22 protein-coding genes are annotated in these 25,635 nt (G+C 43.8%); 3 read left to right on the forward strand and 19 right to left on the reverse strand.

Annotated elements, in window-relative coordinates:
• Positions 1-19 precede the first annotated feature (19 nt).
• The 5 genes from FFM75_RS10680 to FFM75_RS10700 form a co-directional block, all read right to left on the reverse strand.
• On the reverse strand, positions 20-544 hold the full coding sequence (locus FFM75_RS10680) for a hypothetical protein (RefSeq protein ID WP_137629166.1): 525 nt from the start codon (positions 542-544) through the stop codon (positions 20-22).
• A 392-nt stretch (positions 545-936) separates the two neighbouring features.
• Entirely contained in the window at positions 937-1,461 is a 525-nt protein-coding gene (locus tag FFM75_RS10685; RefSeq protein ID WP_137629167.1) for a hypothetical protein, read from the reverse strand.
• Positions 1,461-1,886: a hypothetical protein gene (locus tag FFM75_RS10690; protein WP_137629168.1), complete on the reverse strand. Its 426-nt coding sequence runs from the start codon at positions 1,884-1,886 to the stop codon at positions 1,461-1,463. The genes FFM75_RS10685 and FFM75_RS10690 overlap by 1 nt, the downstream gene beginning before the upstream one ends.
• Before the next feature lie 572 nt (positions 1,887-2,458).
• On the reverse strand, positions 2,459-3,031 hold the full coding sequence (locus FFM75_RS10695) for a hypothetical protein (protein ID WP_137629169.1): 573 nt from the start codon (positions 3,029-3,031) through the stop codon (positions 2,459-2,461).
• 108 nt (positions 3,032-3,139) lie between these two features.
• The gene (locus FFM75_RS10700; protein WP_137629170.1) at positions 3,140-4,027 is read right to left on the reverse strand and encodes an SDR family oxidoreductase; all 888 of its coding nucleotides are present in this window, start codon (positions 4,025-4,027) and stop codon (positions 3,140-3,142) included.
• Positions 4,028-4,148: 121 nt separating this feature from the next.
• On the opposite strand from FFM75_RS10700, the gene FFM75_RS10705 reads away from it, so the two are divergent.
• Positions 4,149-4,757, forward strand: a complete 609-nt coding sequence (locus FFM75_RS10705; protein ID WP_137629171.1) for a TetR/AcrR family transcriptional regulator — start codon at positions 4,149-4,151, stop codon at positions 4,755-4,757.
• A gap of 43 nt (positions 4,758-4,800) precedes the next feature.
• Here FFM75_RS10705 and FFM75_RS10710 read toward each other — a convergent pair whose 3' ends face one another.
• From FFM75_RS10710 to FFM75_RS10760, 11 genes are all read right to left on the reverse strand, one after another.
• Positions 4,801-5,232: a GNAT family N-acetyltransferase gene (locus FFM75_RS10710; RefSeq protein WP_137629172.1), complete on the reverse strand. Its 432-nt coding sequence runs from the start codon at positions 5,230-5,232 to the stop codon at positions 4,801-4,803.
• A gap of 60 nt (positions 5,233-5,292) precedes the next feature.
• Entirely contained in the window at positions 5,293-9,219 is a 3,927-nt protein-coding gene (locus FFM75_RS10715; RefSeq protein ID WP_171001488.1) for a bacterial Ig-like domain-containing protein, read from the reverse strand.
• Between the two features lie 146 nt (positions 9,220-9,365).
• The gene (locus tag FFM75_RS10720; RefSeq protein ID WP_137629174.1) at positions 9,366-10,220 is read right to left on the reverse strand and encodes a hypothetical protein; all 855 of its coding nucleotides are present in this window, start codon (positions 10,218-10,220) and stop codon (positions 9,366-9,368) included.
• A gap of 247 nt (positions 10,221-10,467) precedes the next feature.
• Positions 10,468-11,424 (reverse strand): ABC transporter ATP-binding protein, encoded by a 957-nt coding sequence (locus tag FFM75_RS10725; protein WP_137629175.1) that lies wholly within the window; start codon positions 11,422-11,424, stop codon positions 10,468-10,470.
• A gap of 6 nt (positions 11,425-11,430) precedes the next feature.
• Complete coding sequence (locus FFM75_RS10730; protein WP_137629176.1) at positions 11,431-12,507, reverse strand: ABC transporter ATP-binding protein; 1,077 nt, start codon at positions 12,505-12,507, stop codon at positions 11,431-11,433.
• A 14-nt stretch (positions 12,508-12,521) separates the two neighbouring features.
• Entirely contained in the window at positions 12,522-13,556 is a 1,035-nt protein-coding gene (locus FFM75_RS10735) for an ABC transporter permease (protein ID WP_137629177.1), read from the reverse strand.
• A gap of 3 nt (positions 13,557-13,559) precedes the next feature.
• A complete protein-coding gene (opp3b, locus tag FFM75_RS10740) occupies positions 13,560-14,489 on the reverse strand; it encodes an oligopeptide ABC transporter permease (protein ID WP_137629178.1) in 930 nt (309 codons plus the stop codon).
• Between the two features lie 159 nt (positions 14,490-14,648).
• Positions 14,649-16,301: a peptide ABC transporter substrate-binding protein gene (locus tag FFM75_RS10745; protein WP_137629179.1), complete on the reverse strand. Its 1,653-nt coding sequence runs from the start codon at positions 16,299-16,301 to the stop codon at positions 14,649-14,651.
• Positions 16,302-17,113: 812 nt separating this feature from the next.
• On the reverse strand, positions 17,114-17,488 hold the full coding sequence (locus FFM75_RS10750) for a DUF1634 domain-containing protein (RefSeq protein ID WP_379831598.1): 375 nt from the start codon (positions 17,486-17,488) through the stop codon (positions 17,114-17,116).
• 2 nt (positions 17,489-17,490) lie between these two features.
• Entirely contained in the window at positions 17,491-18,336 is an 846-nt protein-coding gene (locus FFM75_RS10755) for a sulfite exporter TauE/SafE family protein (protein WP_137629181.1), read from the reverse strand.
• Positions 18,337-18,564: 228 nt separating this feature from the next.
• Positions 18,565-19,446, reverse strand: a complete 882-nt coding sequence (locus tag FFM75_RS10760; RefSeq protein ID WP_137629182.1) for a LysR family transcriptional regulator — start codon at positions 19,444-19,446, stop codon at positions 18,565-18,567.
• A gap of 143 nt (positions 19,447-19,589) precedes the next feature.
• Here FFM75_RS10760 and FFM75_RS10765 point away from each other — a divergent pair, with 143 nt between their 5' ends.
• Complete coding sequence (locus FFM75_RS10765) at positions 19,590-20,666, forward strand: MucBP domain-containing protein (protein ID WP_137629183.1); 1,077 nt, start codon at positions 19,590-19,592, stop codon at positions 20,664-20,666.
• Between the two features lie 204 nt (positions 20,667-20,870).
• Here the strand turns inward: FFM75_RS10765 and FFM75_RS10770 are convergent, their stop codons facing one another.
• The 3 genes from FFM75_RS10770 to FFM75_RS10780 form a co-directional block, all read right to left on the reverse strand.
• Positions 20,871-21,413 (reverse strand): NlpC/P60 family protein, encoded by a 543-nt coding sequence (locus FFM75_RS10770; RefSeq protein ID WP_137629184.1) that lies wholly within the window; start codon positions 21,411-21,413, stop codon positions 20,871-20,873.
• 351 nt (positions 21,414-21,764) lie between these two features.
• A complete protein-coding gene (locus FFM75_RS10775) occupies positions 21,765-22,616 on the reverse strand; it encodes a GRP family sugar transporter (protein WP_137629185.1) in 852 nt (283 codons plus the stop codon).
• Positions 22,617-22,952: 336 nt separating this feature from the next.
• Positions 22,953-24,530 (reverse strand): peptide chain release factor 3, encoded by a 1,578-nt coding sequence (locus FFM75_RS10780; protein WP_137629186.1) that lies wholly within the window; start codon positions 24,528-24,530, stop codon positions 22,953-22,955.
• Positions 24,531-25,020: 490 nt separating this feature from the next.
• On the opposite strand from FFM75_RS10780, the gene FFM75_RS10785 reads away from it, so the two are divergent.
• The gene (locus FFM75_RS10785; RefSeq protein WP_137629187.1) at positions 25,021-25,440 is read left to right on the forward strand and encodes a hypothetical protein; all 420 of its coding nucleotides are present in this window, start codon (positions 25,021-25,023) and stop codon (positions 25,438-25,440) included.
• Positions 25,441-25,635 lie beyond the last annotated feature (195 nt).

Here is a 25,635-nt window from a genome sequence, read left to right on the forward strand (position 1 = left end):
AAATTAAAAATTGCAAATGCTATTTATTATCTAAATTCCACAAATGTTTGGCCATCGCTTTTGATGGGCTGTAAATATACCAAGTGCCAGAATTTGTTGGCGTATTTTTAATCACTTTTACTTTTTTGCCTTTATAGTTGCGGGTCGTCATTGAATACGTACTGCGATATTGCGATGGCAGAATATAAGCGTCCCAGCTATCCATAATGTATTTTGAGCCGGACTTATAAGCAAACATCCATTTATGGGGATTTTTTATATTTGTTTTAGTATTCTTAATCCCCTTATTTAAATCGAATTGATGCATCGTCCGCGTGCTATTCTTACGCTCAAAATGATCCTTCATTTTTGTCGCCGAAATCTTCTGATAATCATACCCATCAGCCTTTTCATAGTGATACCAGGTCCCACGAAATTGCTTGGGAATGGTCTTCAACGACATCTTTGTCTTGGCTTGCGCAGTGGTGCTTGGCGTCACCACTGCCAGTGCACCGCCTAAAGTCGTCGCAACCAAAACAGCGCTTACAACTTTTGTGATTTTCATATCCAATTCCTCCATTACCGTAGTTCTAAAACTACTGTCCTTTTTAACTACTCCTATTGCCTGTCTTATACGCCCGTAACCAGTGCTAAATCATCTACCGGATTTGTCGAATCCTAGATTTAGTCGTGATTAACATCACCAACCTTTATTCAAGTCTGATAGCCCATTGACCAATTGATTTCACTTAATCAACCAATACCGATAATCTCCATCATACCGGCTTTTTTTGCATTCGAACTATCTGATAGAGCTATCATACCAAAACACCGCGACACAGCATGTCGTTTTTAGTGAAAGGCCAAAACTTTTTAAAAAAAATTTTTATTTTAGCAAAAAAAACTCGTAAAAACTGGTTTTAACCGGTCTTTACGAGTAACTATCCTCATATTCAATTAAAAATTCACGCCTGGTTTACGCAAGGTTGTGACTTTTAAATCCGGCAACCCGGCATCAAGTTGTAATTGACTAAAAACGGCTTGGACTTGTTTAGGCTCATGTCCCAGTTGTTCAGCTAACCGACGATTGATTTTAAAAAGGCTTAACGTATCGACCATCATCACCGGTCGCCGTCGCGTGGCCGCCCGGAATTCTAATCCTCGAATATTGCCATCTAACAGTTCACTTTCTAGCTTGGAACCATCAATTTTTAACACAATTAATCGTAAGTTTTCCGCTTCTAACTCAATCATATTAAGTGGTTTATTGGTTGCTAGCAGTGTCTTAAGCCGCTTTTCTGATTGCGTCACCTTTCTGAGTGTTGCCAACTGTGGCTCGGTAATTGGGACGCCACCATAGACCGGCTGTGTTCTGGTTAAAGCTAATGACAAGGCGACTGTCAGACCTAATATCAATAAGCCGCCAAAAATGATGAATCGTCGGACCACATGCCATTTTCGATTACTGTTTTTTAATTGCATTAGCTTGCCACCTTAGCATAACTTGTCCCAGCATCATGCATCAATTGCCGAACAATTTGTCTTTGCTGTCCAACAGACCTTGTCAATTGTCGCACCGCTTGCCAATTAACCGTCATCAGACTTTTATAATCATGACGTAAAATCGTCTGAATATCATCTGAACTTGGTTCAATTACCATACTTGAACGTTTAACTAAGCGCATGGCTGCCGTATGTATCGCTTGTGATTGATCTGATCGTTGCATTGTTGATTGTGTGGTTAACCAAGTTGCCTCGGCGGATACTAGTTGTTTCAGTTGTACCAACTGTGGCCGGGTAACCGCAACCCCCGCATAAGTAACCTCAGTTGTCGCAAAAGTCCATGAGCTTGTAATTGCCAAGCCTAAAATCAACAACATCGGTTGTGATAGTCGCCTCGTTACCAATAACCACCCATAGCCTATCAGCAGTATTCCTATGATTAAAAGTCCTATAACCACTCGCATATAAATCGCCCTCCCATTGTTAATCATTTCTAAGTTACGCAAAGAATGCGGGCTACCATTTTTTTCGCGCAAAAAAGCCATCGAAAAGTGAGCTATTTTTCGATGGCATCTAAAAGATAATAACTAACAAAAAGCGTAACTATTGAATGAAAGGTTTATATTGGACACTTATCGTCAAATGGGATTACGCTAATAAAAAAATCTGGAGGTATCACAATGCATAAATCAGCAACTGAAAAACCAGTAACCTGCCATTTAACACAGTTAAACGACTCATTAGCCATCATAATTCCAAAACAGTTCGTTACTGCCCTAGCTTTACACGAGAACGATAAAGTTACCATTTCGATAAATGCCCACTAACGATTGCAACAAATCCTGGCATTTCTCACGATGAGCTAAAAGCCATGACGGACCGCGCTATGAAAAAGTATAGAAAGGCCCTTGATATGCTTGCCGAAAGCGATAAGTGATTAGTTTTGTAGGTCTTGTACTAAATAAAAAGTGAGACCTTATTTTTTCTCAAAAGAGTTAATCTTAAACTTATCCATACCAGCATCAGTTTGTAACTGGTCAAAAATCAGTTGTGCTTTTTCTGAATCCGAGCTTATTTTTTTAGCCACACGTCTATTGATTTTTAAGATACCTAAAACATCAGCTACCATCAATGCACTATGGTTACCCATTCGACTAAATGCATGTAAATTGATTGCTTCAACATTACTATCAACTAAAGCTTTTTCTATTTTGGTATTTCCGTTAATCTTCAAGTCTAGTTGGCGTAATTCTTCAGTTCCGGCCTTTATTAGGCTAACCTTCCGTCGATAATCCATCAACGTATAGATTTTATTCTCGGTACTAGTTAATTCTTTTATATCACTTCTCTGTTCTGCTGTGATAGGTACTGTACCGTAAGTAAGTCTGGTATCTCCCAATCCCCACATTACTACAACCAAACTAAATACAACCGTTGCGACCTGTTGCCAGCCATGCTTAATCGGTTGATGTCTTACTTTCTTTACAATCCCTCCAATGACCAGTGACAAAACAAAAATCAGTGCTATTACCCCAATAAAATAACGCATTAAATATTCCTCCTCTTCTTTTACATTACTAAGTCTACGTAAAAAAAGAAGTTGCTATTTTAAAAAGTAAAAAAAGACCAAGAATTACTTCTCAGTCTTTTAACGTAACTATTCAGCTTGCCGATAAACACGGGCAAATTCTTGCGCAAATGTTGCTAACTTGGTTGGTCCCAATACGGGTTGATGGGCGCGGTAGTCGGCGTAGAAATCTTGATCCCGTTCATAGGCCGTCATTTTAATATATTGTTCAGTAAACTGCTTTGGCGCGCCGGTCGCCAGTAATCGTTGTAACATATCTTCGTCACTTAATGCGATGACCTTTAAATCTGGCATTGCCAAGGCATCGGCTAATAGCGTCGCAATTTCTGGATACGTCTTCTCATCACTCGCGACATATTGTACCGTCGTACCAGCAGCAGGCTTCGTCAATGCTTGCACCACGATGGGGGCAATGTCTATCGGTGCCACCCAAGAACCCGTCTTCGTCAAACTGCCATTCGTGTAAATCGCGTGATCTTTGCGAATCGAGGCCATACTGCCAAACAAATTGTAAAACATGCTCGTCGGTCGAATAAACGTTAAATTCACATCGGGTAGCATGGTCATTAAAAGGCCCTCGATAATATTGTAAATATGCAAAGCGCCGACTTCTGGGCCAAGATTAGCGCCCACACTACTTAAGTTCACCACTTGGTGCACCCCCGCTGCCTTCACTGCATTGGCATAAATCGTCGCTTGTCGCCGCCCCGCTTCAAAGATATCGCCTTCACTGGCGGCCGTAATCATCAAGTAAACCGCATCCGCGCCCATAAACGTCCGCGTCAAAAAGGCGTCATCATCGATACTCCCGATTGCGGGCGTGGCACCCAGTGCTTTAATCGCGTCAGCACGCTTGGCGTTATGACTAATAACTGTGACGTCATGGCCTTGTTGAACCAATTCGGTTGCGACCGGTTGACTGATATGGCCTAATGAACCCGTTAAAATAATTTTCATGTTAAATTGCCTTCTTTTTTAAAATATAAGTCTATCTTTAATACAAAAGCCATTATAAAAGATAGACTTATATTTTGTCAACTGTTAAACTTAATTTAACTCAACATAGGAGCAAACCATCATGAAATTAAAAGATGACCAAAAATACGACCGTCTAATTCAAGCCGCCATCACCTTGTTAGCTCAAGGGGGCTTAGCAAACTTCTCGACCACCAAAGTCGCCAAACAAGCCGGGATTCCCCAATCGAATGTCTATATTTATTTCAAAAACAAAGACAGTTTATTAAACGCCGTCTTTCAAGCCACGATCCATCAAGAAAGCGTGGCCGTCGTGGCCGCAATTGACGCTAACGCCCCGCTACTCGACCGCTTAGCAATGAGTATCCGTGGGTTATATCACTTTGCCTTAGCCGAGCCAGCCGTCGTGACCACTGTACAAATTTTAACGGAAGACGTCGCTGTGAAACAAAAACTCAGCTTAAAACGCGATGATCAAGAGAATCAGCAAATTCAAACACTACTGACAACCGGGATCGATGCCGGCTTGATTCGACCAACTGAGTTAAATTTGATCCGTTTCTTCTTAACACGCCCAGTATTCCACTACGCTGCTGGCATTCAAAATGGGCTTTATCCCGCTAGTGACCAAGGTCTGGACGACTTAGTCAACATGCTGATGGCCGCTGTCCTCTTACCATCTGCCTATCGCGATTGGTTGGCTGAACACTAAAAAAGACTTATCCAGGCTTTAAAAAGTCTAGATAAGTCTTTTTCTAATGTAATGCTAAATTGATCACCGGATACGGCCGACCATCACCATCAGTGGCTGCTCGCGACACGATTTGGAATCCTTGGCGCTGATAAAAGGCCAAGGCCCCCGTATTTTGCGCATTGACGGTCACGGTCTGCACCCCTACCGTTTCAATCAACCATTGAATAATTTGATGACCATAGCCATGCCGTAAATAAGCGGGATCTAAAAATAACATGACTAATTCAGTATCATCGGTGCCAGAGAGGCCCACAATGGTCGGCCCGACTTGCCACTTCAGCAAGGTCACTTGGGCAAAGTATTGTGGTAAGGCTCGTTGAATCGCAAGCCGGTCAGTCGCCTGCAAAAAATCATGCGTTGCTAAAACTGAACGTTGCCAAATTGCCGTTAAAGCGGCATAATCCGCTGTCGTTGCTGGATAAGGCGTCAGCATAATTCGATCCTCATTTCATTTTTAGCTAGCTTAGCATACCACCGCAGCGCTATTCAAGCTTTAATCCCGCCGTTTACGTGCTAATCCGAACAGGGCTAAACCAGCAGTAATCGCAACCCAGAGCGTTGTTGCCCGTTTCGGTTGCGTCTCGTTAGTTTGTGGCAACTGTGTCGCTGATGTTGCTTTAGCCGACTTCGTGCTTGCTTGTAAGCTTTGCAGTTGGTCAGGTGTTGAAACTAACGCAGTCATCGCCGTTGCTGAATCGGTTGTTCCCGTTAGCGAGGCTGTTTTAACCGTATCAGTTGGCTTAGTTGCTATCGTTACCGTGGTCACTGGTGTATTGGTTTTATCGCCTGCCTTAGTGATCACCTTCGTTGGCTTGCCAGGACGTTTAGTCGGCTTGGTCGGTTTAGTGACTGATGTCGGCGTTGTCGTTGGCTTAGTGCCAGGGTCCGCTGGTGTGTCCGTGGTTGGCGCCGATGGTTCAGTTGGTGTGGCTGGTTCAACCGGGTCGGTCGGATCAGTCGGCGTAACTGGGGTCGTTGCGGCTAAAACGGTCACCGTCACCGTTTGTGTGACCTGATTACCAAATTGATCGCGATTGGTGATTGTAAGTTGATATGTTCCAGGCGTCGTCGGATCGCCGGTTGTCTTGTAAGTCAACTGACTAGCCTTAACCGGCTGGCCTAAGCCATCTGTCGCCGACTTGATTAAACTAGCTAAATCAAGGGTCATGCCTTGCTGGATGCTAGCTGTCGGTGTCACGACTAAGCTTAAGGCGCTGACGGTGACTTTGACGGCCTGGCGCACCGTATTTTGATATTGATCCTGATAACTGACCCACATCGTATAGCTGCCAGCTTTAGTCAGATCAACTTGACTTAAATCATAAGTCAAGGCCGTTTTCGCCAATGCTTGACCATCACTGCCAGTAGCCGATTGAACCGCCGTCGTTGGGTCAAACGTCTTGCCCAGCCGTAAATTAACTTGTGCCACCGTTTGAATTGCAATCGGACTCTTCGTCACGGTCACTTGAAAGGTACTGGTGACCACATTACCGGCTGCATCGGTATAACTGACATTCACAGGATAAGTCCCTGCTTGGGTCAAATCAACCTGACTAGTATCATAAGTCAAATCAGCCGCAGAAACGGTTTGGCCACGCGCGTCTTTTGCGGACACGACGCCGGTGGTTGCTTGGAAGGTTTGTCCAACCATGACTGTTACTGGTTGCGTCGCAATTTTTGCTTGACTATCCAAAACCGTTACCGTAACCGACTTAGTGAGACGGTTACCAGACTCATCTTGATAACTAACTGTCACTAAATAAGTCCCTGCCTTTTGTGGATCGACCTGACTATCAATCGTCAACCCGTTAGCGGTCGTCATCGCTTCACCGAGCGTGTTTACCGCCGTGATCATGACACTGCTAGGGTCAAACTTAGTATCTGGACCCGCAATTAAGTCCGCGGGTTGCGTTAAGACCAACTGATCATTATTAGGAATGACATGAATCGTCGTTTGCGCCGTCACCACATTACCAACCGAATCCGTGTAAGTCGCGGTGATCGGATAATCCCCCGCCTTAGTCACATCGACTTGATCAAGGCCACTAAAGGTCACACCACTCGCATCGGTCACTGGATTACCCAACGCATCCGTTACACTTGAAAAATAAGTGGTCAAATCTAAGTCCGCATCGGGCCCAATAATCACTTGCGGGTCCGCAACTAAATTAATTGCGGCTTGTGTTTTTACCAAACTCAAATAACTCGTGCGCATCAGTCTAACACCATCAGCAGTATCGTATTCGAATTGAAATTTCATAGCCAATGGCTGAGTCAAATCTGGACTATCATCACCAAGCGGACTACCATCGGCATAAGTTTCAACGATATCCGACAAATTTCCTGTCGTCACATTAATCGGATTACCGGTGTCATCCACCCCACTAACGAGACGCATTTCACCACTAGCAACCGCTGCTAACGTTGCATTCTTATCCGGTCCTAAGACGATCGTGACATCTTCACCACTTAACTCAGCTGACGTCGTTTTTGCCACCACGTTGACATTAACGGTCGTTGTTAAATGTGTCACACCGTTATCATAATGAATCGTAATTGGATACTGGCCAACTTGGGTTGTGTCAACTGTACCGGTATAACTGAACCAGCTTGGATCTAGTGAATGGATATCAACACCTTCATAGTTGACTAACGTCTTAACGCCCAGCGTGACATCCACCGTCATCCCTGGGTAAATATTAAAGTCTTGCCCAACTAGCACACTGCGGTCACTATCATCGGTTTGGGCTTCATAAGTGACTACAGTCGTACTTGGTGTCGTCAAATACTGTTTATCTAAGTCTTGGTAACTAATGACGTCACCAGTTGTAGCGTTAATCCAATAACCAGTGTATGGAAAAGCCGTCACTTGACCGATATTGTTATACCCACCAGGATCTGGATCGATAAATTTAAAGGTTGGTCCAATCGTTAACTTGATCAAATTAAACTGAACTTGATTAGGGGCGTAGCCAAACATCTCGCCGTCATTCGTGATTTGACTAAAATCCCATTTACTTAAGTCCAGCACTTGAACACCGGCGCCCTCAAACATCTCATACATATTTTTAGCACTGCTGGTGTTCCAATCACTGACATCGAGAGTTGTTAAGGCAAACGTGTCGTAAAAGGCACGATAGAAATTGGTCACGTTGCTAACGTCCCAATGACTCACATCAAGATTTTTTAACGACTCCGAAAGTGAAAAGATGCTGCCCATATTAATCACATGACTCATATTCCAATTTGCAACATCCAAGGTTTGTAGATTGGGCAGCCAAGCAAACGTTTCAAGCGTTTCCATTAATGAATCTGTCTGCCATTGATCAACTTTTAAATCAGTCACCTCTGACTGATAAAAGGTATCATCCAACTTGGTAACATTTCTCACATCCCAATTATCAAGGTCAAGCGTAGCCATCTTACTGAAAGCAAACATTCTCGTCAGATCAGTTGCTTGACTAACATCAACTTTATCTAAGCCGGTCACACTCGTCACACTATTAAATAAGTCAACACCATTAGCGCCAGTAATATATAGCTCGCCTTGAATTGTGACGGTAATAATCTGATTCTGATAATTTTTACCATGCTTCAGAGTCTGTTCAACACCGTTAGCATCTGTGTAAGTAAAATCTGGACTAGCCAATGTCCCGCCACTTAACACCAAGGCCCCAGTAGTCGTATCAAACGTCCAAGTCACATCGCCATTCACACCATGAACAACTGTCGTGTCAGTAGTGGCACTCGTTGCCATTGTCCGCATCAAATTAGCCCGCAGACTTAAGCGCGATTGAGTCGTGGCTGTGGTCACCGTGTTAGTTACTGAAGTTGGTGTAACCACACTGGTTGCGGCACTCGAAGCGACTGGGGCATCACTCGTGACAGTTGTATGCTCAGCGGTTGAACCAACCGTGCCACTTTGACTGAGTGTATCAGTTTCAGGATTCTCACTAGTTGCACCAGTCGCTGAAGTGGCCGCACTTGACGTCGCTTGACTCGTACTTGCTGATGCTTGTGATCCGGTTGTTGTTGATTGTTTTGTCGTATCAGCTTGACTAGTTGCGGTTACCGCAGCATCGGCTGAAGTAGCGGCACTTGCCGAACTAGCACTCGCCTGACTCGCCGCTGAACCGCTTGTGGCACTCGTTGCTGATGTCGCAGTTTGACTCGTCGCTGATTGCTTAGTCACCGCAGCGCTTGAATTCGTCGTTGTCTTTAACGTCACGGTTTTAGTTGTTGTCGCGCTAGCTGTCGTTTGACTAGTTGCATCGGCCGTCGTCGCGGTTGCATTGCCATCGGCTTGCGCAGCCAATGTGCCACCGAGTTCCCAAGTTAACGCGGTTAGTCCCGCCACGACCCAGAAGCGGCCACGTTTGTACATCTTATAATGATGCTTAGTCCCCACCAATTTCATCATATGATCAACTTCCCTTTTACACAATCTAATGTTCATACCGTTAAACCTTAACTCCATTATAGGCTTAAATTAAATTGATAGTTAACTTTTTTCGCGCCACAAAAAAACTGAGCACTAGGCTCAGTTTCGTTAAAACACATTTTCACTCAGTTGCTGGTACCGACATAATCGGTGACCATAAAGAAATCGCGGTCTTTAATTTGGTATTGTGCCGCCATGTCAATACTGCTGACATCGTGTGGATTGCTTGTTGCATAATTGATCGTTGCTGAAGACTTATAACGCCGCTTGATCGTCGTCACATATTGTTGCTCGCCCGTTTTGCTGACCCGTTCACTAACCGCACTCGGAATCGCCTGTTTCGTATACAACTGTGTCAACCCACTACTTGGGACCCGTTTGACTTTTGTAATCTTAGCCGAGACTGTCGGCACTTGCTTACCAGTCGTATTCAACATCTTGGCTTTAGCATAATACTCTAAATAGCCATCCGCCGTGACATACACGCGCTCCGTCCAATTAGGCTTCGTATAATCCAACTTATCGGGAATCCGCAACCCGAGGTATAAATTCCCATCGGCCACCCGGTTACGATCAGCGTTGTTGGGATACATCTTTTGCGTCGTGTAATACTGGACGTATTGTGGCACCCGGACCTTTTTAAAATTCGTCGTTGACGCTAAAATCCGTTTGGTTTGATAGTTATTATGCACGCCGCGTAAGTGATAGCTCAACCGTTCCATATCTAAACTAACGTATTGACGGCCACTATGATCATCTGGTTTATTATCAGATTTGACTTCCACGATCGTCCCCTTGGGAATCGTAAATACTTGGTCCGTACTGTGCCGTTTGCCGATTTTAAGCGTGCGTTGGGTTTGCACAAAGTTATGATTGGTTTTACCAATTTTAATGTACTTCGTGGCCGCATTGGCATTCATCGCTAGCAGCCCTAACCCCACTAAAACACCTAATCCCACTAAATTGCCCCGTAATTTCATTGCAATATCCTCCTGCTTTTTTAATGGTCATAGTATATCAGGAAAGCGTTGGTTTGAATATGATACTCGCAACCCCAAAACACTTGGGAACAACTACAATTTCTCCGACAAAGAACTTGTACTTTGGGTTTGATACTGGTGATAGGCATCGCATTCACATCTAATCTAACTAGCACACCTAGTATTTGTGAATCGTATTTAACAAAAAAACACCCCACCAATTAAGGCAGGATGCTTATCAATACACTTAGTCAGTAATCAAGCCAGCAGCTTGGGCGCGTTGCGTATACATCGCAACTTCGTCTTCAGCGGCCCGCACAAAGTGACCAGGAGCAATTTCGACCATGCGACGTTTTTTGTCATCCTTTTCTAAGGATTCGTCGTAAGGCATTTGTTTCCGGTTACGTTCAAACTCAGGGTCCGGTACTGGCACCGCTGAAATCAAACTCTTCGTGTAGTCGTGCAATGGATGACCATAAACTTCATCCGCTGGACCGATTTCCAAGATCTTCCCATAATGCATGACCCCGATCCGGTCACTAATATACTTCACCATCGATAAATCATGGGCGATGAACAAGTACGTCAAGTTTTGTTTAACTTGAAGTTCTTTCATCAAGTTGACCACTTGGGCTTGGATCGACACGTCCAACGCGGAGATTGGTTCATCAGCGATGATGAACTTAGGTTCAACCGCTAAGGCCCGAGCAATCCCAATCCGTTGCCGTTGACCACCAGAGAATTCATGTGGATAACGACTGGAGTGGTCTTTATTCAAGCCAACGGTTTCAAGTAAGTCTTCGACCTGCTTGGTCCGATCAGCATCATCTTTGGCTAAACCATGAATATCGATCCCTTCGGCCACGATATCTTTAACTTTCATCCGTGGATTCAATGACGCATATGGATCTTGGAAAATCATTTGCATTTCACGCCGAAATTCATGCATTTCAGCTTTGGTGTGCAACTTAGACACATCGCGACCATTAAAGATGATTTGGCCATCGGTCGGTTCATACAAATGGATAATGGCCCGACCAGCCGTGGTCTTCCCAGAACCCGATTCACCAACTAGACCGAATGTTTCCCCTTCATAAATGTCGAAGGAGACGTCATCAACGGCCCGGACTTCATCACGTTTGCCAACATTAAAATATTGTTTTAAATGATGGACTTCTAGAATTTTTTTACGTTCATCAGGCATATTGCGTTACTCCTTCGTTGCAGTTTTAATCGGTGGTTCTGGCCGTTGCATTTCGGCGAATTTCTTTTGCCGGCGAATAATTTCAGCCGGTGGTGTGACCTTAGGTGCATCCGGATGCAGTAACCAGGTCGCTGCATAATGCGTATCCGATACTTTAAAGAATGGTGGTTGCTTTTCGGTATCGATCTTCATTGCATAATCACTCCGGGCAGCGAAGGCATCGCCAACTGGGGGATCAAGCAAATCAGGTGGGGTCCCTGGAATGGCAGATAATGACCCGCCCTCAGTATCCAAGGTTGGCATTGAGTTCAACAAGCCCCAAGTATATGGATGTTGTGGATTGAAGAAGATTTCATCGACCGTTCCATATTCCACGATCTTACCAGCATACATCACGGCAACCCGGTCAGCCATCCCGGCAACCACACCCAAGTCATGGGTGATAAAAATGATAGACGTATCGATTCGATTTTGCAAATCTTTCATCAAGTCCAAAATTTGGGCTTGAATCGTCACATCCAACGCAGTAGTTGGTTCATCAGCAATTAACACTTCTGGGTAGCAGACTAACGCAATCGCAATCACGATCCGTTGTCGCATCCCACCAGAGAATTGATAAGGATAGTCGTTGATCCGGCCTTCCGGATTGGTAATCCCAACTAACTTCAACATTTCTAAGGCTTGGGCAATGGCTTCTTTTTTCTTTAAGCCCTTATGCTTCATCAATGGTTCGGCGATTTGCATCCCGATGCGCATCGTTGGGTCCAATGAGGTCATTGGATCTTGGAAGATCATCGCGATATCTTTCCCACGAATATGTTGCATGTCTTTTTCAGACTTTTTAATAATATCTTCACCATGAAACATGATGCTACCCTTTTTAATCTCGGCATTGGGTGCTAATAAGCCCATTAATGACCGGGTGGTAACTGACTTACCAGAACCCGATTCACCAACGATAGCTAAGGTTTCACCTTTGCGTAAATCAAAGCTAACATCGCGGATGGCTTTCACTTCACCAGCGTAAGTATGGAAATCGATTTCCAAATTACGGACTTCAATGACATTTTCAGGATTTTCCATTTATAACCATCCTCCTAGCGTTTAGATTTTGGATCAAAGGCATCCCGCATCCCATCACCTAATAAGTTAAAGGCTAACATCAAGATGATTAAGACAATTGCTGGGTACCACATTTGATATGGTAAGAATTGGAAGTTCTTTTGACCATCAGAGATCAACGTCCCAAGTGACGCTTGCGGTGAACTAATCCCAATCCCGATATAACTCAAGAACGCTTCAAAGAAGATCGCGTTCGGAATCGTAAACATCGTTTGAATAATAATAACACTCGATAAGTTTGGTAATAAGTGTTTCCAAGCAATCTTTGGTGCCGATTCACCCAAGGTGCGGGCAGCTAAGATAAAGTCTTGGTTTTTCAATTGGAGTGTCTGGGCTCGCGTTAACCGCGCCATCGTCGTCCAGTTGATCAATGCCAAAGCGGCAATGATTGATGCCATCCCAGTCTTTTGGAACGCGGTGGCCATCAAAACCATGACAACTAATGAAGGGACGGACGAGAGAATTTCAATGATACGTTGCATGAACAAATCCACTCGCCCACCTTTCCAACCGGAAAGTATCCCGAACCCGACCCCAATGGTCAAGTCAATCAAGGTGGCAATCAACGCAATTTCAAGTGAGATCCGGGTCCCATACATAATCCGAGCAAATAAGTCCCGGCCTAAATAGTCGGTCCCTAAAACGTAGTGGACTTTGGAACTGGCCCCAGCTTGAGCATACGCGTCAACATCTTTACCAGATTGGTTGATGTGCCCATTTAAGCCGTGAATATTCACACCCGGAATCTTGGGTGGCAAGTTGGCATACTTTGGCGATTGGGCATTGGGATCATGATGATACAAAGCTTGACCCCCAAAGGCCATTAAGAATAACAAGACTAAAACAATAAAACTGGTAAACGCGGTTTTATTAGACTTTAACCGTCGCCAAACATCTTGGCCGAAGGTTAATGACGGTGCCGCGATTTTTTCTTTGTCGGGACCCGCTTGTTTGTCCAACGGTGCGAAGTCGCCGGGCTTGATTTCAATATTTTCTGGATTATCTGCCATTAACTAGTCCCCATTTCCACTTAAACGAATCCGCGGATCGATGATGCCGTAGATAATATCGGTCAATAACAACAGTAAGCATAACAAGGCGGAGTAGAAAATCGTCACACCCATGATGGTTGGGTAGTCATTCACTAAGATTGACTTAACAAATTGTTCCCCGATACCAGGAACGGAGAAGATGTTTTCAACCACCATCGAGCCGGTCATCAACGCTGCCGCTAATGGGCCAATCAAAGTGACCATGGGAATCAAACTATTCCGTAAGGCATGATGATAAACGATCCCAAATTTGGACAATCCTTTGGCTTTCGCCAATTCAATATAATCCGAACTTAAGACGTCGACCATATCGGTCCGAATGAACCGCGCCGTTTCGGCTAACGGACTTGCCGCTAAGGCTAACGTTGGTAAGATCGTGTAGCTGAACCCGGACCAACCGGCCACTGGGAACAACCCCAACTTCAAACCTAAATAATATTGCAGCAAAATTGCTAAGACGAAACTTGGTACCGCAATCCCTAGAATCGAGAGAATCGTCGCCACTCGATCAGCCCAAGTGTCTTTCCGAATCGCACCAATCGCACCTAGGATAATCCCTAAGACGACCCCAACGAGTAAGGCTTGACCACCTAATTGCATTGAAGGGCCCATCCGACTCCCAATCAAGTAACTAACCGCTTGATCTGAGAATTGGAACGAAAGTCCAAGACTCCCTTTAAAGATGCCCCCAATATAAATGAAGTATTGGAGCCAGACTGGTTTATCCAATCCGTACTGTGCTAAAATTGACGCTTTTTCACTAGCAGTCAACTTGGCTTCGTTTTGAAGCGGCGTCCCTGGCATCAGTTTCATTAAGAAGAACGTGACGGTTGCCACAATGAATAATGTCAAGAACAAGTAAAATATCCGCTTTAAAAGATATTTTCTCATTAGAATTCCTCGCATTCTATTAAATTAGCCTTAAAAAATAATGACATCCTTGATTATAAAACAAAATGGTAAGGATTAACAATGTGTCAATCCTTACCCCTTTGTTTCACATTCGTTCAGTTAAAGCACACACATGTTTTAATGCCAACTATTTTAGATTTACTTCACGTACATGTACTTGTAGTTGTAAAGTGAACCAGCAGTGTTGTAAATGATGCCCTTCAAGTTCGTCCGTGTTAAGTGCGCTGTCGCTTGTTGATAAACTGGGATGACACCTTGGTCATTCATCAACGTCTTTTCAGCGTTAACCATGTCGTTCCAACGAGCAGTGGTGTTGTTAGCATCCTTGCCTTCAGCATTGGCAACGTACTTGTCATAAGCGGCACTCTTATACTTCCCGTTGTTATAAGTGTTGCTTGAAGTAAATAGTGACAAGAATGAGATTGGATCAGTAAAGTCAGCGTTCCAAGCAGAAAGCACGGTATCGAAGTTCCCACTAGTTGAACGTGACAAACGGGTCTTAAATGGCACGTTGTTGTTCGTGACCTTCAAGCCAGAAAGCTTTTGCCATTGACCTTGGATGTATTCAGAAGATTGTTTAGCTTTGTCAGTATCATCAGATAATAACTTGATGGTCAATGACTTGGCCCCAATTTCCTTCATCCCTTCTTTGAACAACTTCTTCGCTTTGGTCATGTTGTATTCAACACCACTCTTAACGTAAGCGTCGTCCACGAAGTCTTTACCAGTCTTAGGGTTGTTAGCTAAACCGCTTGAAACATAACCTTTAGAAACCTTGGACCCATCGCCCAAGACGGTGTTCACATATTCGTTTCGGTTGATTGAAAGTGACAAGGCTTGGCGAATCTTCTTGTTCTTGAAGGCTTTAGCTAATGTCTTGTTACTATCATTCCGGTTAAGTTCCAAGTAGAACGTTGAGGCTGTTTGACGAACCTTGTAGTTCTTGTTGGTCTTGTAATTCTTAACTTGTTGGCTAGAAAGCGTGGTGTCATCAACCTTACCAGAGTTAAATAAGTTCAACCCAGTTGAGTTTTCCTTAACAACTTGGAAATTAAGTTGCTTCATCTTCACGCTCTTAGCATCCCAGTAGTCCTTGTTCTTGACTAACTTCCAGCTTAAGTTAGAACCAGTCCAACCAGTCATCTTGTAAGGGCCGTTGTAGACCATCGCAGTACTGGTTGTCCCATATTTCGAACCATACTTGTTAACGACTTTTTCATTTTGTGGGAAGAAATTAATGAAGCCCATTAATTTCTTGAAGTAAGCAATTGGCTTGTCCAAAGTAACGACCAACTTGTAGTCGCCTTCAGCCTTAATCCCTAAAGTTGAAACAGCTTTTTTACCGTTAACGATTTGGTCAGCGTTTTTAATCCCAGAATATAAGTATGCGTATTGTGACGCGGTCTTAGGATTAACGGTGCGTTGCCAGCCATAGACGAAGTCTTTAGCGGTAACTTTGTCGCCGTTACTCCATTTTGCGTTCTTGCGTAAGGTGAACGTATATGTTTTCCCACCGTTTGAAACTTTGGTTGCTTTGGCGATCCCCGGTGTAATGGAACCATTCTTACCAATCCGATACAACCCTTCGTTCGTGTTGTTCAAAGCATCTGAACTAACGACGTCGGTTGACTTGGAAATATCCATTGTTGGTAATTCCGCAGTTTCAGTTAAATTAGCAACTTGCTTAGTCTTACCTGTTGATGACGAACTATTATTAGAACCACAGGCCGCTAAGAATAACAAGGATGCGCCGGCTACGACCGTAACTTTTGCAGCTGTTTTTAAATTCATAAAAACCCAACCCCTCTTACTTTTTTGATGTGTGTGTGCTTTTCCCTCGAAAAGTTAAAGTAATTGTATATTATAAATAAATTAAAATCAATCCTAAATTCTAATTATTTTCATGAATTCGCCATAATTGTATTTATTAACTCATTTTTTAATACCATTACGAGTGCTAAAGATAGCGATGAATCGTTGGTATATCAGCATTTCTATTTATGAATAGTGCTAATTTTAGTTTTTAAGCATTTTTAGTCATTTTTCTTAATAAATAATTCTTTTTTAGCTAAATCCACCATTTTCCGTCTTAAAATGTGTTAGTCAAAACAGCCAAAAATGGGCAAACAAAAAAGGATCCTGACATTTTATCAGCATCCTCTTATTAATTAAGTAAATCTATTTGGCTATGAATGAATTCTTATGCTAACCGACTCCAGTGGGGCATTGGCATGCTGTGAGGCAGACCTGCAGCCAAAGTGCGGTCTGCAGGGCGACTTAGAACGCCGCAAGAACCGCGGATTTCTAAGCTCGGCCAGGTTCTAAGTTGGCAAAGAACACCAACTAAGAACCTCGACACGGCATGCCAATGCCCCACTTCCGTCTCACTAATGATACTAACGCGCTATCAACATCCGAGCCAGAAGTACCTAGCTGATTCACCGTGTCGAGTCACTTTGGCGGTGTTGTTGACCGCCTTAGTGACTGGGCCGACCTTTAAGACGCGGTTTTCCGGCTTAAAGGCGCCCTGGGGACCGCTTTTTGGCCCCAGGTCTGCCCCCACAGTGAAACTGCTAGGTGCTGGCGGCGTCGAAAAGCGAAAATTAGTGGCCCAAATAACCGATAATCGACGCAATAATAAGAATAATTAATACAATCGTCGTGATCCAGACATAGAGATGATCCTTTTCAACCGCGAAGGCATAAATCGAGACGGCGACTCGCAGTGTAGGCGTTAAGATTAATAGGAATAGACCTAACATCATGACGGCATATGGTTTCAGTTCTGCCACACCGGTAAAAATAGCTTTAAAACTGTTCGGTTCAACACCGTTTGGATAACCACCCGTCCCTTGAATCAGCATCATAATAATGCCAATTGCGATCACAATCGCGGAGATCACGACCCCAATCCGTAAAATCTGGCCAATAATCAATTCAACTTTGTGCATTTCTTGGGCTTTACTGTTTTTTTGAATCATTAGATGGTCACCCCGAATCCTTTAGCAATCATTTGAATGCCCAAATATAACATGACGGGCACAAAAATCATCCGAATCAAACGTGGTTTGAGATGTTGCATGATGCGGGTCCCGATTAAAGCACCCACTAAAATCCCAATCGCTAATGGTGCCGCGATGCCAGCTTTAATCGACCCATTAAAGAAGTAAACCATCGCACTTGCAGCGGCGGTGACACCCATCATTAAGTTCGAGGTTGCTGACGATGGCTTGAGCGGCATGTGCATGATCGTATCCATCGCCAAGACTTTAAACGCCCCACTCCCGATACCTAACAAACCACTCGCTAATCCAGCCCCAAACATCATCGTAAACCCACCAGGCACATTTTGAACTTGATAATCAATTTGTTCATCTAAAGCTTTATCATAATAAGTCCCATTTAAATTCAATTGGGTGGCTAACTTGTCCGCTTGTACATTTTGCGCATCACTGTTTTTATTCATTAACTTGCGGATCATATTGTAAGTCGTAAAGACCAATAATGCCCCAAATAAGAAGTATAAAAAGGTGGCGTGCACAACGCCAGTTAAGACTGCGCCTAACACGGCCCCGACCGTGGTCGCTATTTCCAAAAACATGGCAACACGTAGATTCAACATTTCATCTTTTAAATAGGCAATCGTAGAGCCGGAACTAGTCGCGATAACCGCAATAATACTGGCCCCAATCGCATACTTAATATCCAATCCTAAGCCTAACGTTAAGATGGGCGTAATAATCATCCCACCACCGATACCGAGAATCGCACCGAAAATACCAGCAATCATGCCGACCCCCAGCATTAATAATAATGAATAAATCACATCTTTCACCTTCGCCTTTTTAATTTCACTAGTTAGTGTACCATTTAATTACGTGGTTACCTAATACATACAAGTTATCGAGGTAACCCCTTGATAGGCAAGGATTCAAGCAACCTTAGCAATTTCAGCCGCGTCAATCATTAAAATTGATGTAACCGTCAACACAGTTGTTAATTCAATGTTTTTGTTTTTCTAGTGATTAAAAAATTAGATACCAATTGACTGAAATTAGTCTACCGCTTTTGCTTGCTTAAATTGCGCCATAAAACCAGCCACCAGCGGTGTCGCCAATGATTCTGCCGTCGTTGCTAAAACGAGCTGCGTTTCAAAACGCCGATCGGCTAATGAACGTACGATGACTTGGTCAGAAGCATAGGTTTCCGCTAACGAACGTGGGACTAAAGCGACCCCGATTTGGCGGTCAGCCCAATGCATCGCCGTGCGGGCGTCATCACAAGTCATCACGTATTGTGGCTCAAACGCTTCTTCTAAAAAGGCCACGTGAAAGAGCTCATTGAAGCGGCGATACTTAATCAAAGGTAACGCCGCTAAATCCTTTAACCGTAACTGACGTCGTTGCGTAAATTGATGATAACGTTTCGGCAAGACTGCCACCATGCGTTCTGAGTCAAAATAGCGACAAACCAAGTGCTGCTGATTAAATGGCGTCCGTAAAATCGCGACATCTAATAATCGTTTATGCAAGTCATCTAATAATTCATACGTGTTGCCTTCAGTGACATCTAACTGAACATCCCCATGTTGTTTAAGCCAACTCATTAAAGCCTGATTGGGCATCACTCCCGCCGATGATGAGACCAACCCTAAATTAAGGGTCCCGGTAATCCCATGGGCCAAGGCACGCACTTTATTTTCAGCAGTGGCTGATAGCTGAGTCAACTGTTGCGCATAGCTGACGAGCAACTGACCGGCTGGCGTCACTGTCACGCCTTGTGGCAGTCGTTTAAATAGTGCCACGCCTAATTCAGTTTCTAGTTGTTTGATTTGATAACTTAGCGGTGGCTGGGCCACATGTAGCCGTTTAGCCGCCGCCGTCATTTGGCCTTCTTCAGCAACCGCCAAAAAGTACCGTAATTGTTTTAAATTCATGATTCCCACCCCATTCCTTTTTAGTATACCCGATTATGGCAAGTGCTAAACTTAAGTTTTTGACAATCAACAAAACGTGCCGGAATCGCTAACAATGCGTTATACTAGAGATATTGAAGATTTTAATGGAAGGAGTGGTCTGGATGCATTTTTTCGACCGGCTTAAAGGCATGTTACAAGCACTTGATAGCGATGCAACCGCAGACACATCAACTGCTAAGCCCGTCACGCCGATTACCACGCCCTTAGACCCAGACGAACCGACCGCATTACAGGCTAGTCAACCGTTAACTGGTGCGCCAGTCGTTAATCAGACGCCGGCACTAGTACTCGTCCATCATGTTGACGAAACTGGCAAGGAATTACGAGCCCCAGAAATGATTGCAGGGACCATTGGTGATGAAATCCACCTCCCTGAAGTCAATTTGCCGGGTTATCATTTAGTCGATATCGATGGGCTGACGCGCTGGTTCACAACTGAACAGTCCCGCATCGTTTTGACCTATGAACGCCAAGCTGGTCAACCGATTTGGGTCTATGCTTATGATATTGACCAACGCCAGCTCATCGGCCTACCGACGATGCAACGTGGCCGTTTAGGCGATCCATACGACGTGAGCGCGCCAACTGTTGCGGGTTTCAAGTTACTCCGTTCAGTGGGTGACTTAACGGGTGAATATACGACCACTTCAAAAACGGTCTTATTCTTCTATCGTAATGCCAATTGGCGCCAAACTGATTTAAGTACTGGTTTTGTACAAATCAAAACACCGACTAAGGTTTATCCTTATCCGGGTGCCACCACGACTAATTATTGGATTACGTTACCCGTTGGGGCAATTTACAAGACCTTTATGCGAGTCCAGCTGAATGACAATTCCACGTGGTACACCCTAGGTGAAGATCAATGGATTGCCGAGACTCACGTCCAATTGACGAACAGTAATCAATTGTTACCACCAACGCCAGCTGCTTATGAGACGCGCCATAAAAAGCAAGTCCGGCAAACTGGGGTCGTTAGCTTTGTGCCAGGTAAACAAGTCCACACGTACTTGGAACCATACGGGCGCTATCTAACGACGGTCACCCATGGCGAAACCGTCACTTTGACGGAACGGCTTGTGGATGACAATCGCGTGGTCTGGTATCGAATTCAGGACCGGGGCTATTTGCCGGGTCGTTACTTGACACAACTCGATCCACCGGATTATTGGGGTTAACTCATATTAAATACAATCAAGACAAGCAGCCAACTTCTCAATCGAGAAATTGACTGCTTGTTTTTGTATCTCAGGTTTAATTCAAATTGTTCAATTAATATATAGTCGCCAGAAAAAGCGCCTATTCGTGCAGCTTGATTTGCCAAACAAAAAAGTCGATTCCCCACACAAGGAATCGACTGTCAGTCATAACACTATTTATTATTAATTAGCAGCTTTTTGCATGTTCGTTACGCGAGCGTAACCTGAAACATATGGGTGCCACCATGAAGCGTGGAAGGATTCCTTCTTAACACCATTGTTTTGTGCATCGATCATTTGACCATTACCAACGTAAATCCCAACGTGGGCAATCCCAGAACCGTAGTTAAAGAAGATTAAGTCACCCTTCTTTAAGTTCGCACCAGAGATATGCTTGTATTTTGCATATTGTGCTGCGGCAGTCCGTGGCAACGTCTTTTTGATTGACTTTTTGTAAACGTACTTCGTTAAGCCAGAGCAGTCAAAACTGTTAGGGCCAACTGAACCGTAGCTGTAACGTTTGCCAAGTTGTTGTTTAGCAACTTTGTATAACTTGTCGTACTTGGTTGTCTTAGTAGCAGTTGAATCATTATCCGTAGTCGTTGTGGTTGTCGTCGTATCAGCAGAGTCATCGGCGAAAGCCGTTTGGCTAGTTGCCACCCCTGCAGTTAACATTAAAACAAACGTAAGTAATCCGATAAATAATTGACTGGCTCTTTTTGACATTAATTGACGCTCCCCTTGTATGTAGTGTGTGTATTTGGCTTATGTATTTATCAACAGTGACTATCTTAGCAAGTTTATGTTACAAACCGCTTACGTAAACATCTCAACCCTGTTAAACCCACGTAATCCAGTCATCATATAAGTTTATCGTTCCTGTAAGCGCTGTTGTTAAGGCTTTCTTAAGGTTAGTCAAAATAAATTAAATTAATATTTTTTTAACAATATTAGGCAAATTTTAGCAATGTCCATGTAAATCAATCGAAAAATTTCGCTTAAGTTACAAACTTGTTACAATAAAAGGGTGTTAACCAATTTGGCTAACACCCGATAATCATTTTTATATTTAATATTTTACAGAAAAGCTGTCATAATACTGCCAATGACAATCAAGGCCAATCCCATCATCGTTAATCGGAATTCTCGATGTGATTTAGATTCACCTAAAACGAGCATCCCACCTAGCGTCGAAATTACGACACTCAGCTGCGTAATGACATACGCGGTGGCGACCCCATTAGCTTTAGCTGAGAAGATATAAGCTAATGCAGAAACACCAAAAACAGCGCCTGCCGACATATTCAACCAACTTGTCCTTTCTTTGAACGTATGGGCATGACCACTTAACAAGACATATAAGATGGCCCCAATAAAGATGCCCAACATTTGTGGGAAGAAGATTGACAAACTAGATGCCGAAACCGCTTTAGGTAAGGCACTATAACCCCAGTATCCAATCGTTGTTGGCACCAGGACCGTTAAGCCACTCATCAAGCCAGCCCGACTTTCGGAACTATCGGTAATCGCAGTCAAGGCGACCCCGATAATCATCAAAATAATCGCTGCAAAACCGACTAACTTTGCGGTATTGCCGCTCCATTCACCAAACATCAACACCCCAATGACTGACGTCCCAATCAGTTGTAAGCCAGTTGAAATCGGCATCGTGGTACTGACACCCATTTTGGCATATGACGTATACTGGCCGATTTGACCAATCACCCAACAAGCACCAGAAACAGCACTTAATAAAAAGACGCTCACGGCGACAGTTGGTTGGAACATGAGTTGAACAATCAAACCAACTAATAAGGCGCCCATCCCGGTACCCAACGTTTGATTGGTTGGTTTACCGCCAATCTTCGACAACAATAGCGGGTTTAAGCCCCAACCAATCGCGGGGATCAATGCAATTAAAATGTTCAAAATCTGAAAGCCTCCTAGTCTCTTGCTACCGATCACTTAAAAAAGCGATATCAATAGTCTAACATTATTATTCGAAAAGATTAACCATAAAAAAACGACGCTAACCCTTTTCATAAAGCAAAGAAAACGGTTAACGTCGTGTTTTTATAGCATTGGAAGCGGTGCCTGTTGTTGGCTTATTTTCATTGGTGCTGGTGTGTTTTTTGACGAGTCGAAACGTGTTCGGCAAGCCTGAGGGTTCCGCTTAGCTACGCTAGGTGACCGCACCGGAAAACCCACCGGCACAATCCCCTAGCTAGGCTAATGCTCACCCTCAACCCGGCTTACCTCACACTCTTATAACTTTGCAGTCAACTTCACATCAGGATACTTATCCTGGAACCAGCGTTCAGCAAACGCATTTTCGAACAAGAATAATGGTTCGCCATTGCGGTCCTTAACGAGTAAGTTCCGCGAACTAGACATCTTTTCATCGAGTTGTTCAGGATCAATCCAACGCGCCGTTTTGTTGCCCATTGGTTCCATGATAACTTCAGAGTTATATTCATTTTGCATCCGGAATTTGAACACTTCAAATTGCAGTTGCCCAACGGCGCCTAAAATGTAGTCGCCAGTTGAATAAGACGTGTACATTTGAACGGCCCCTTCTTGGACCAATTGTTCAATCCCTTTATGGAATGACTTTTGTTTCATCACGTTTTTAGCCGTGACCCGCATAAAGAGTTCTGGGGTAAATTGTGGTAACTTTTCAAATTGAACGGCATGTTTGCCCGCATAAATCGTATCACCAATTTGGAAATTACCGGTATCGTATAACCCAACGATGTCCCCAGCAACCGCTGTTTCGACCGTTTCACGCGTGTCAGCCATGAATTGCGTCGAGTTGTTCAAGCGCATCTTCTTGCCCGTCCGTTGTAACGTGACATCCATCCCACGGTCAAATTCACCTGAACAGATCCGGACAAACGCGATCCGATCACGATGGTTCGGATTCATGTTCGCTTGAATCTTGAAAATAAAGCCCGCGAATTCATCATCCGTTGGTTGGATGACTTCATCTTCACGTGTCTTGTGAGCATTAGGCTTTGGTGCATACTTCAAATAAGTCTTTAAGAAGGTTTCCACCCCAAAGTTGGTCAACGCTGAGCCAAAGAAGACTGGCGTCATATCCCCAGCTGAAATCTTGGCTTCATCAAAGTCGTTGCCGGCTTCTTCAATCAATTCCATTTCATCCAAGACATCCCGATAGATACTATCTTTCGTCAATTCGTTGCTGGGGTCTAATTCACCATTATCGTCCAATGGTAAGAAAGTTTCACCGTTAGCTTCATTATGATAAAGTTCTACTCGGTGATTGTAGCGGTCATATAACCCCTTCAACCCTTTCCCCATCCCAATTGGCCAGTTCATTGGATAAGTTTCGATGCCCAAGACTTCTTCAACTTCGTTCAATAAGTCTAATGGTTCGCGGCCATCACGATCCAACTTATTCATGAAGGTAAAGATCGGAATCCCCCGCATTTTACAAATTTGGAAGAGTTTCTTGGTTTGAGGTTCGATCCCTTTAGCTGAGTCAATCACCATGACCGCAGAATCGACCGCCATTAACGTCCGATACGTATCTTCAGAGAAATCCTCATGCCCAGGGGTATCCAAAATGTTAATCCGCTTGCCATCGTAATCGAATTGCATCACGGAACTAGTCACGGAAATCCCACGTTTCTTTTCGATTTCCATCCAGTCAGACTTGGCGAAGTTACCACTCTTACGCGCTTTAACTGTCCCAGCTTGACGCACCACGCCCCCAAATAAGAGCATTTGTTCCGTAATTGTTGTTTTCCCAGCATCCGGGTGAGAAATAATCGCGAAGGTCCGACGTTTGTCGACCGCCGCTGCAAGTTCTGTTTTATTCATAAAAATTCCTTTCGTACATCTTGATTAATTCAGCGAACCATAATTGTTCGTCCCGGACAACGTGCCCGGTTTCTAAAAAAACGTAGCCTTACATATTTTACTGATTTTCGCTGAAAAAAGCTAGTATTGCCCGTGGGTGAACTTAAAAAAGTCGTCAACTTGATTGTGATGACCCTGTATTTCTGCTCACTTTGCATATTATTGTCTGTATCATAGTTTTTACTACTGAGTTTGACCTTAATGCATGCAGTCAAACTCGTACCACTTTCCCTCATCAAAGTATTTCAACGTCAGTATACCATGCCGTCTTATTTAAGTTTTGTGCCAACAATACTTGAGTGTAGAAACTTTTTTGAGATTTTATGAGCATCTAGGTTGAAATTTAATTACCTTATCGATAATATAAGATTATTCTCAAAGAAGAGAGCTTCATCGGCCGATGAATTGTTGACTGTCCCCCGCACCTCAACCAGTAAAGGAGAACGCCAATATGCCAAAATGGACTGCAAGATTAGAAGTAACTAACAACACTAACAATACCCTTCAAGTGATGAATAAAACGATTCATCCTAAGAGCAAGACATTGAGTTTTCCAATGCAAATCGTGCCTGGTGAAACTGGCATCTACGAAGTTTACACCGGTACTGGCGTTCCTTATGGCCCTGATTTTTCCGTTACTTTGGCAACAAGCGTGGCTGATACGATTTCCTACCATGTTGATATGCCTTATCCTGAAAATAAGGATCGACATAATTCGTGTGAGACCACTGGTCGCTTACGTGCTAATGGACTACGGCATATTAAACCACGCGTACATGATTGGACCGATGAAATTAAGATTACCACTATTAAAGTCGAGACTAACAGCAACGATTTAGATGCCGAAGACAATTACGAACCAGTGCCTTAATTGGCCGTTGTCTCGCTAACCTTAAAATAGCCAATCCCCCAAAATGGATTGGCTATTTTAGTGTAAAAAAACAAGCTATCAGTAACATCCTGATAACTTGTCATCACATCATCAGACTAACTTGGTAGTCCAATGAGCACTATTTATGCCATTTAACATCAACCTAGCCCAGAAGCCGATGGGCTCAGTAGCCTC

Source organism: Lactiplantibacillus daowaiensis (assembly GCF_005405085.1).
Taxonomy (GTDB): Bacteria; Bacillota; Bacilli; order Lactobacillales; family Lactobacillaceae; genus Lactiplantibacillus; species Lactiplantibacillus daowaiensis.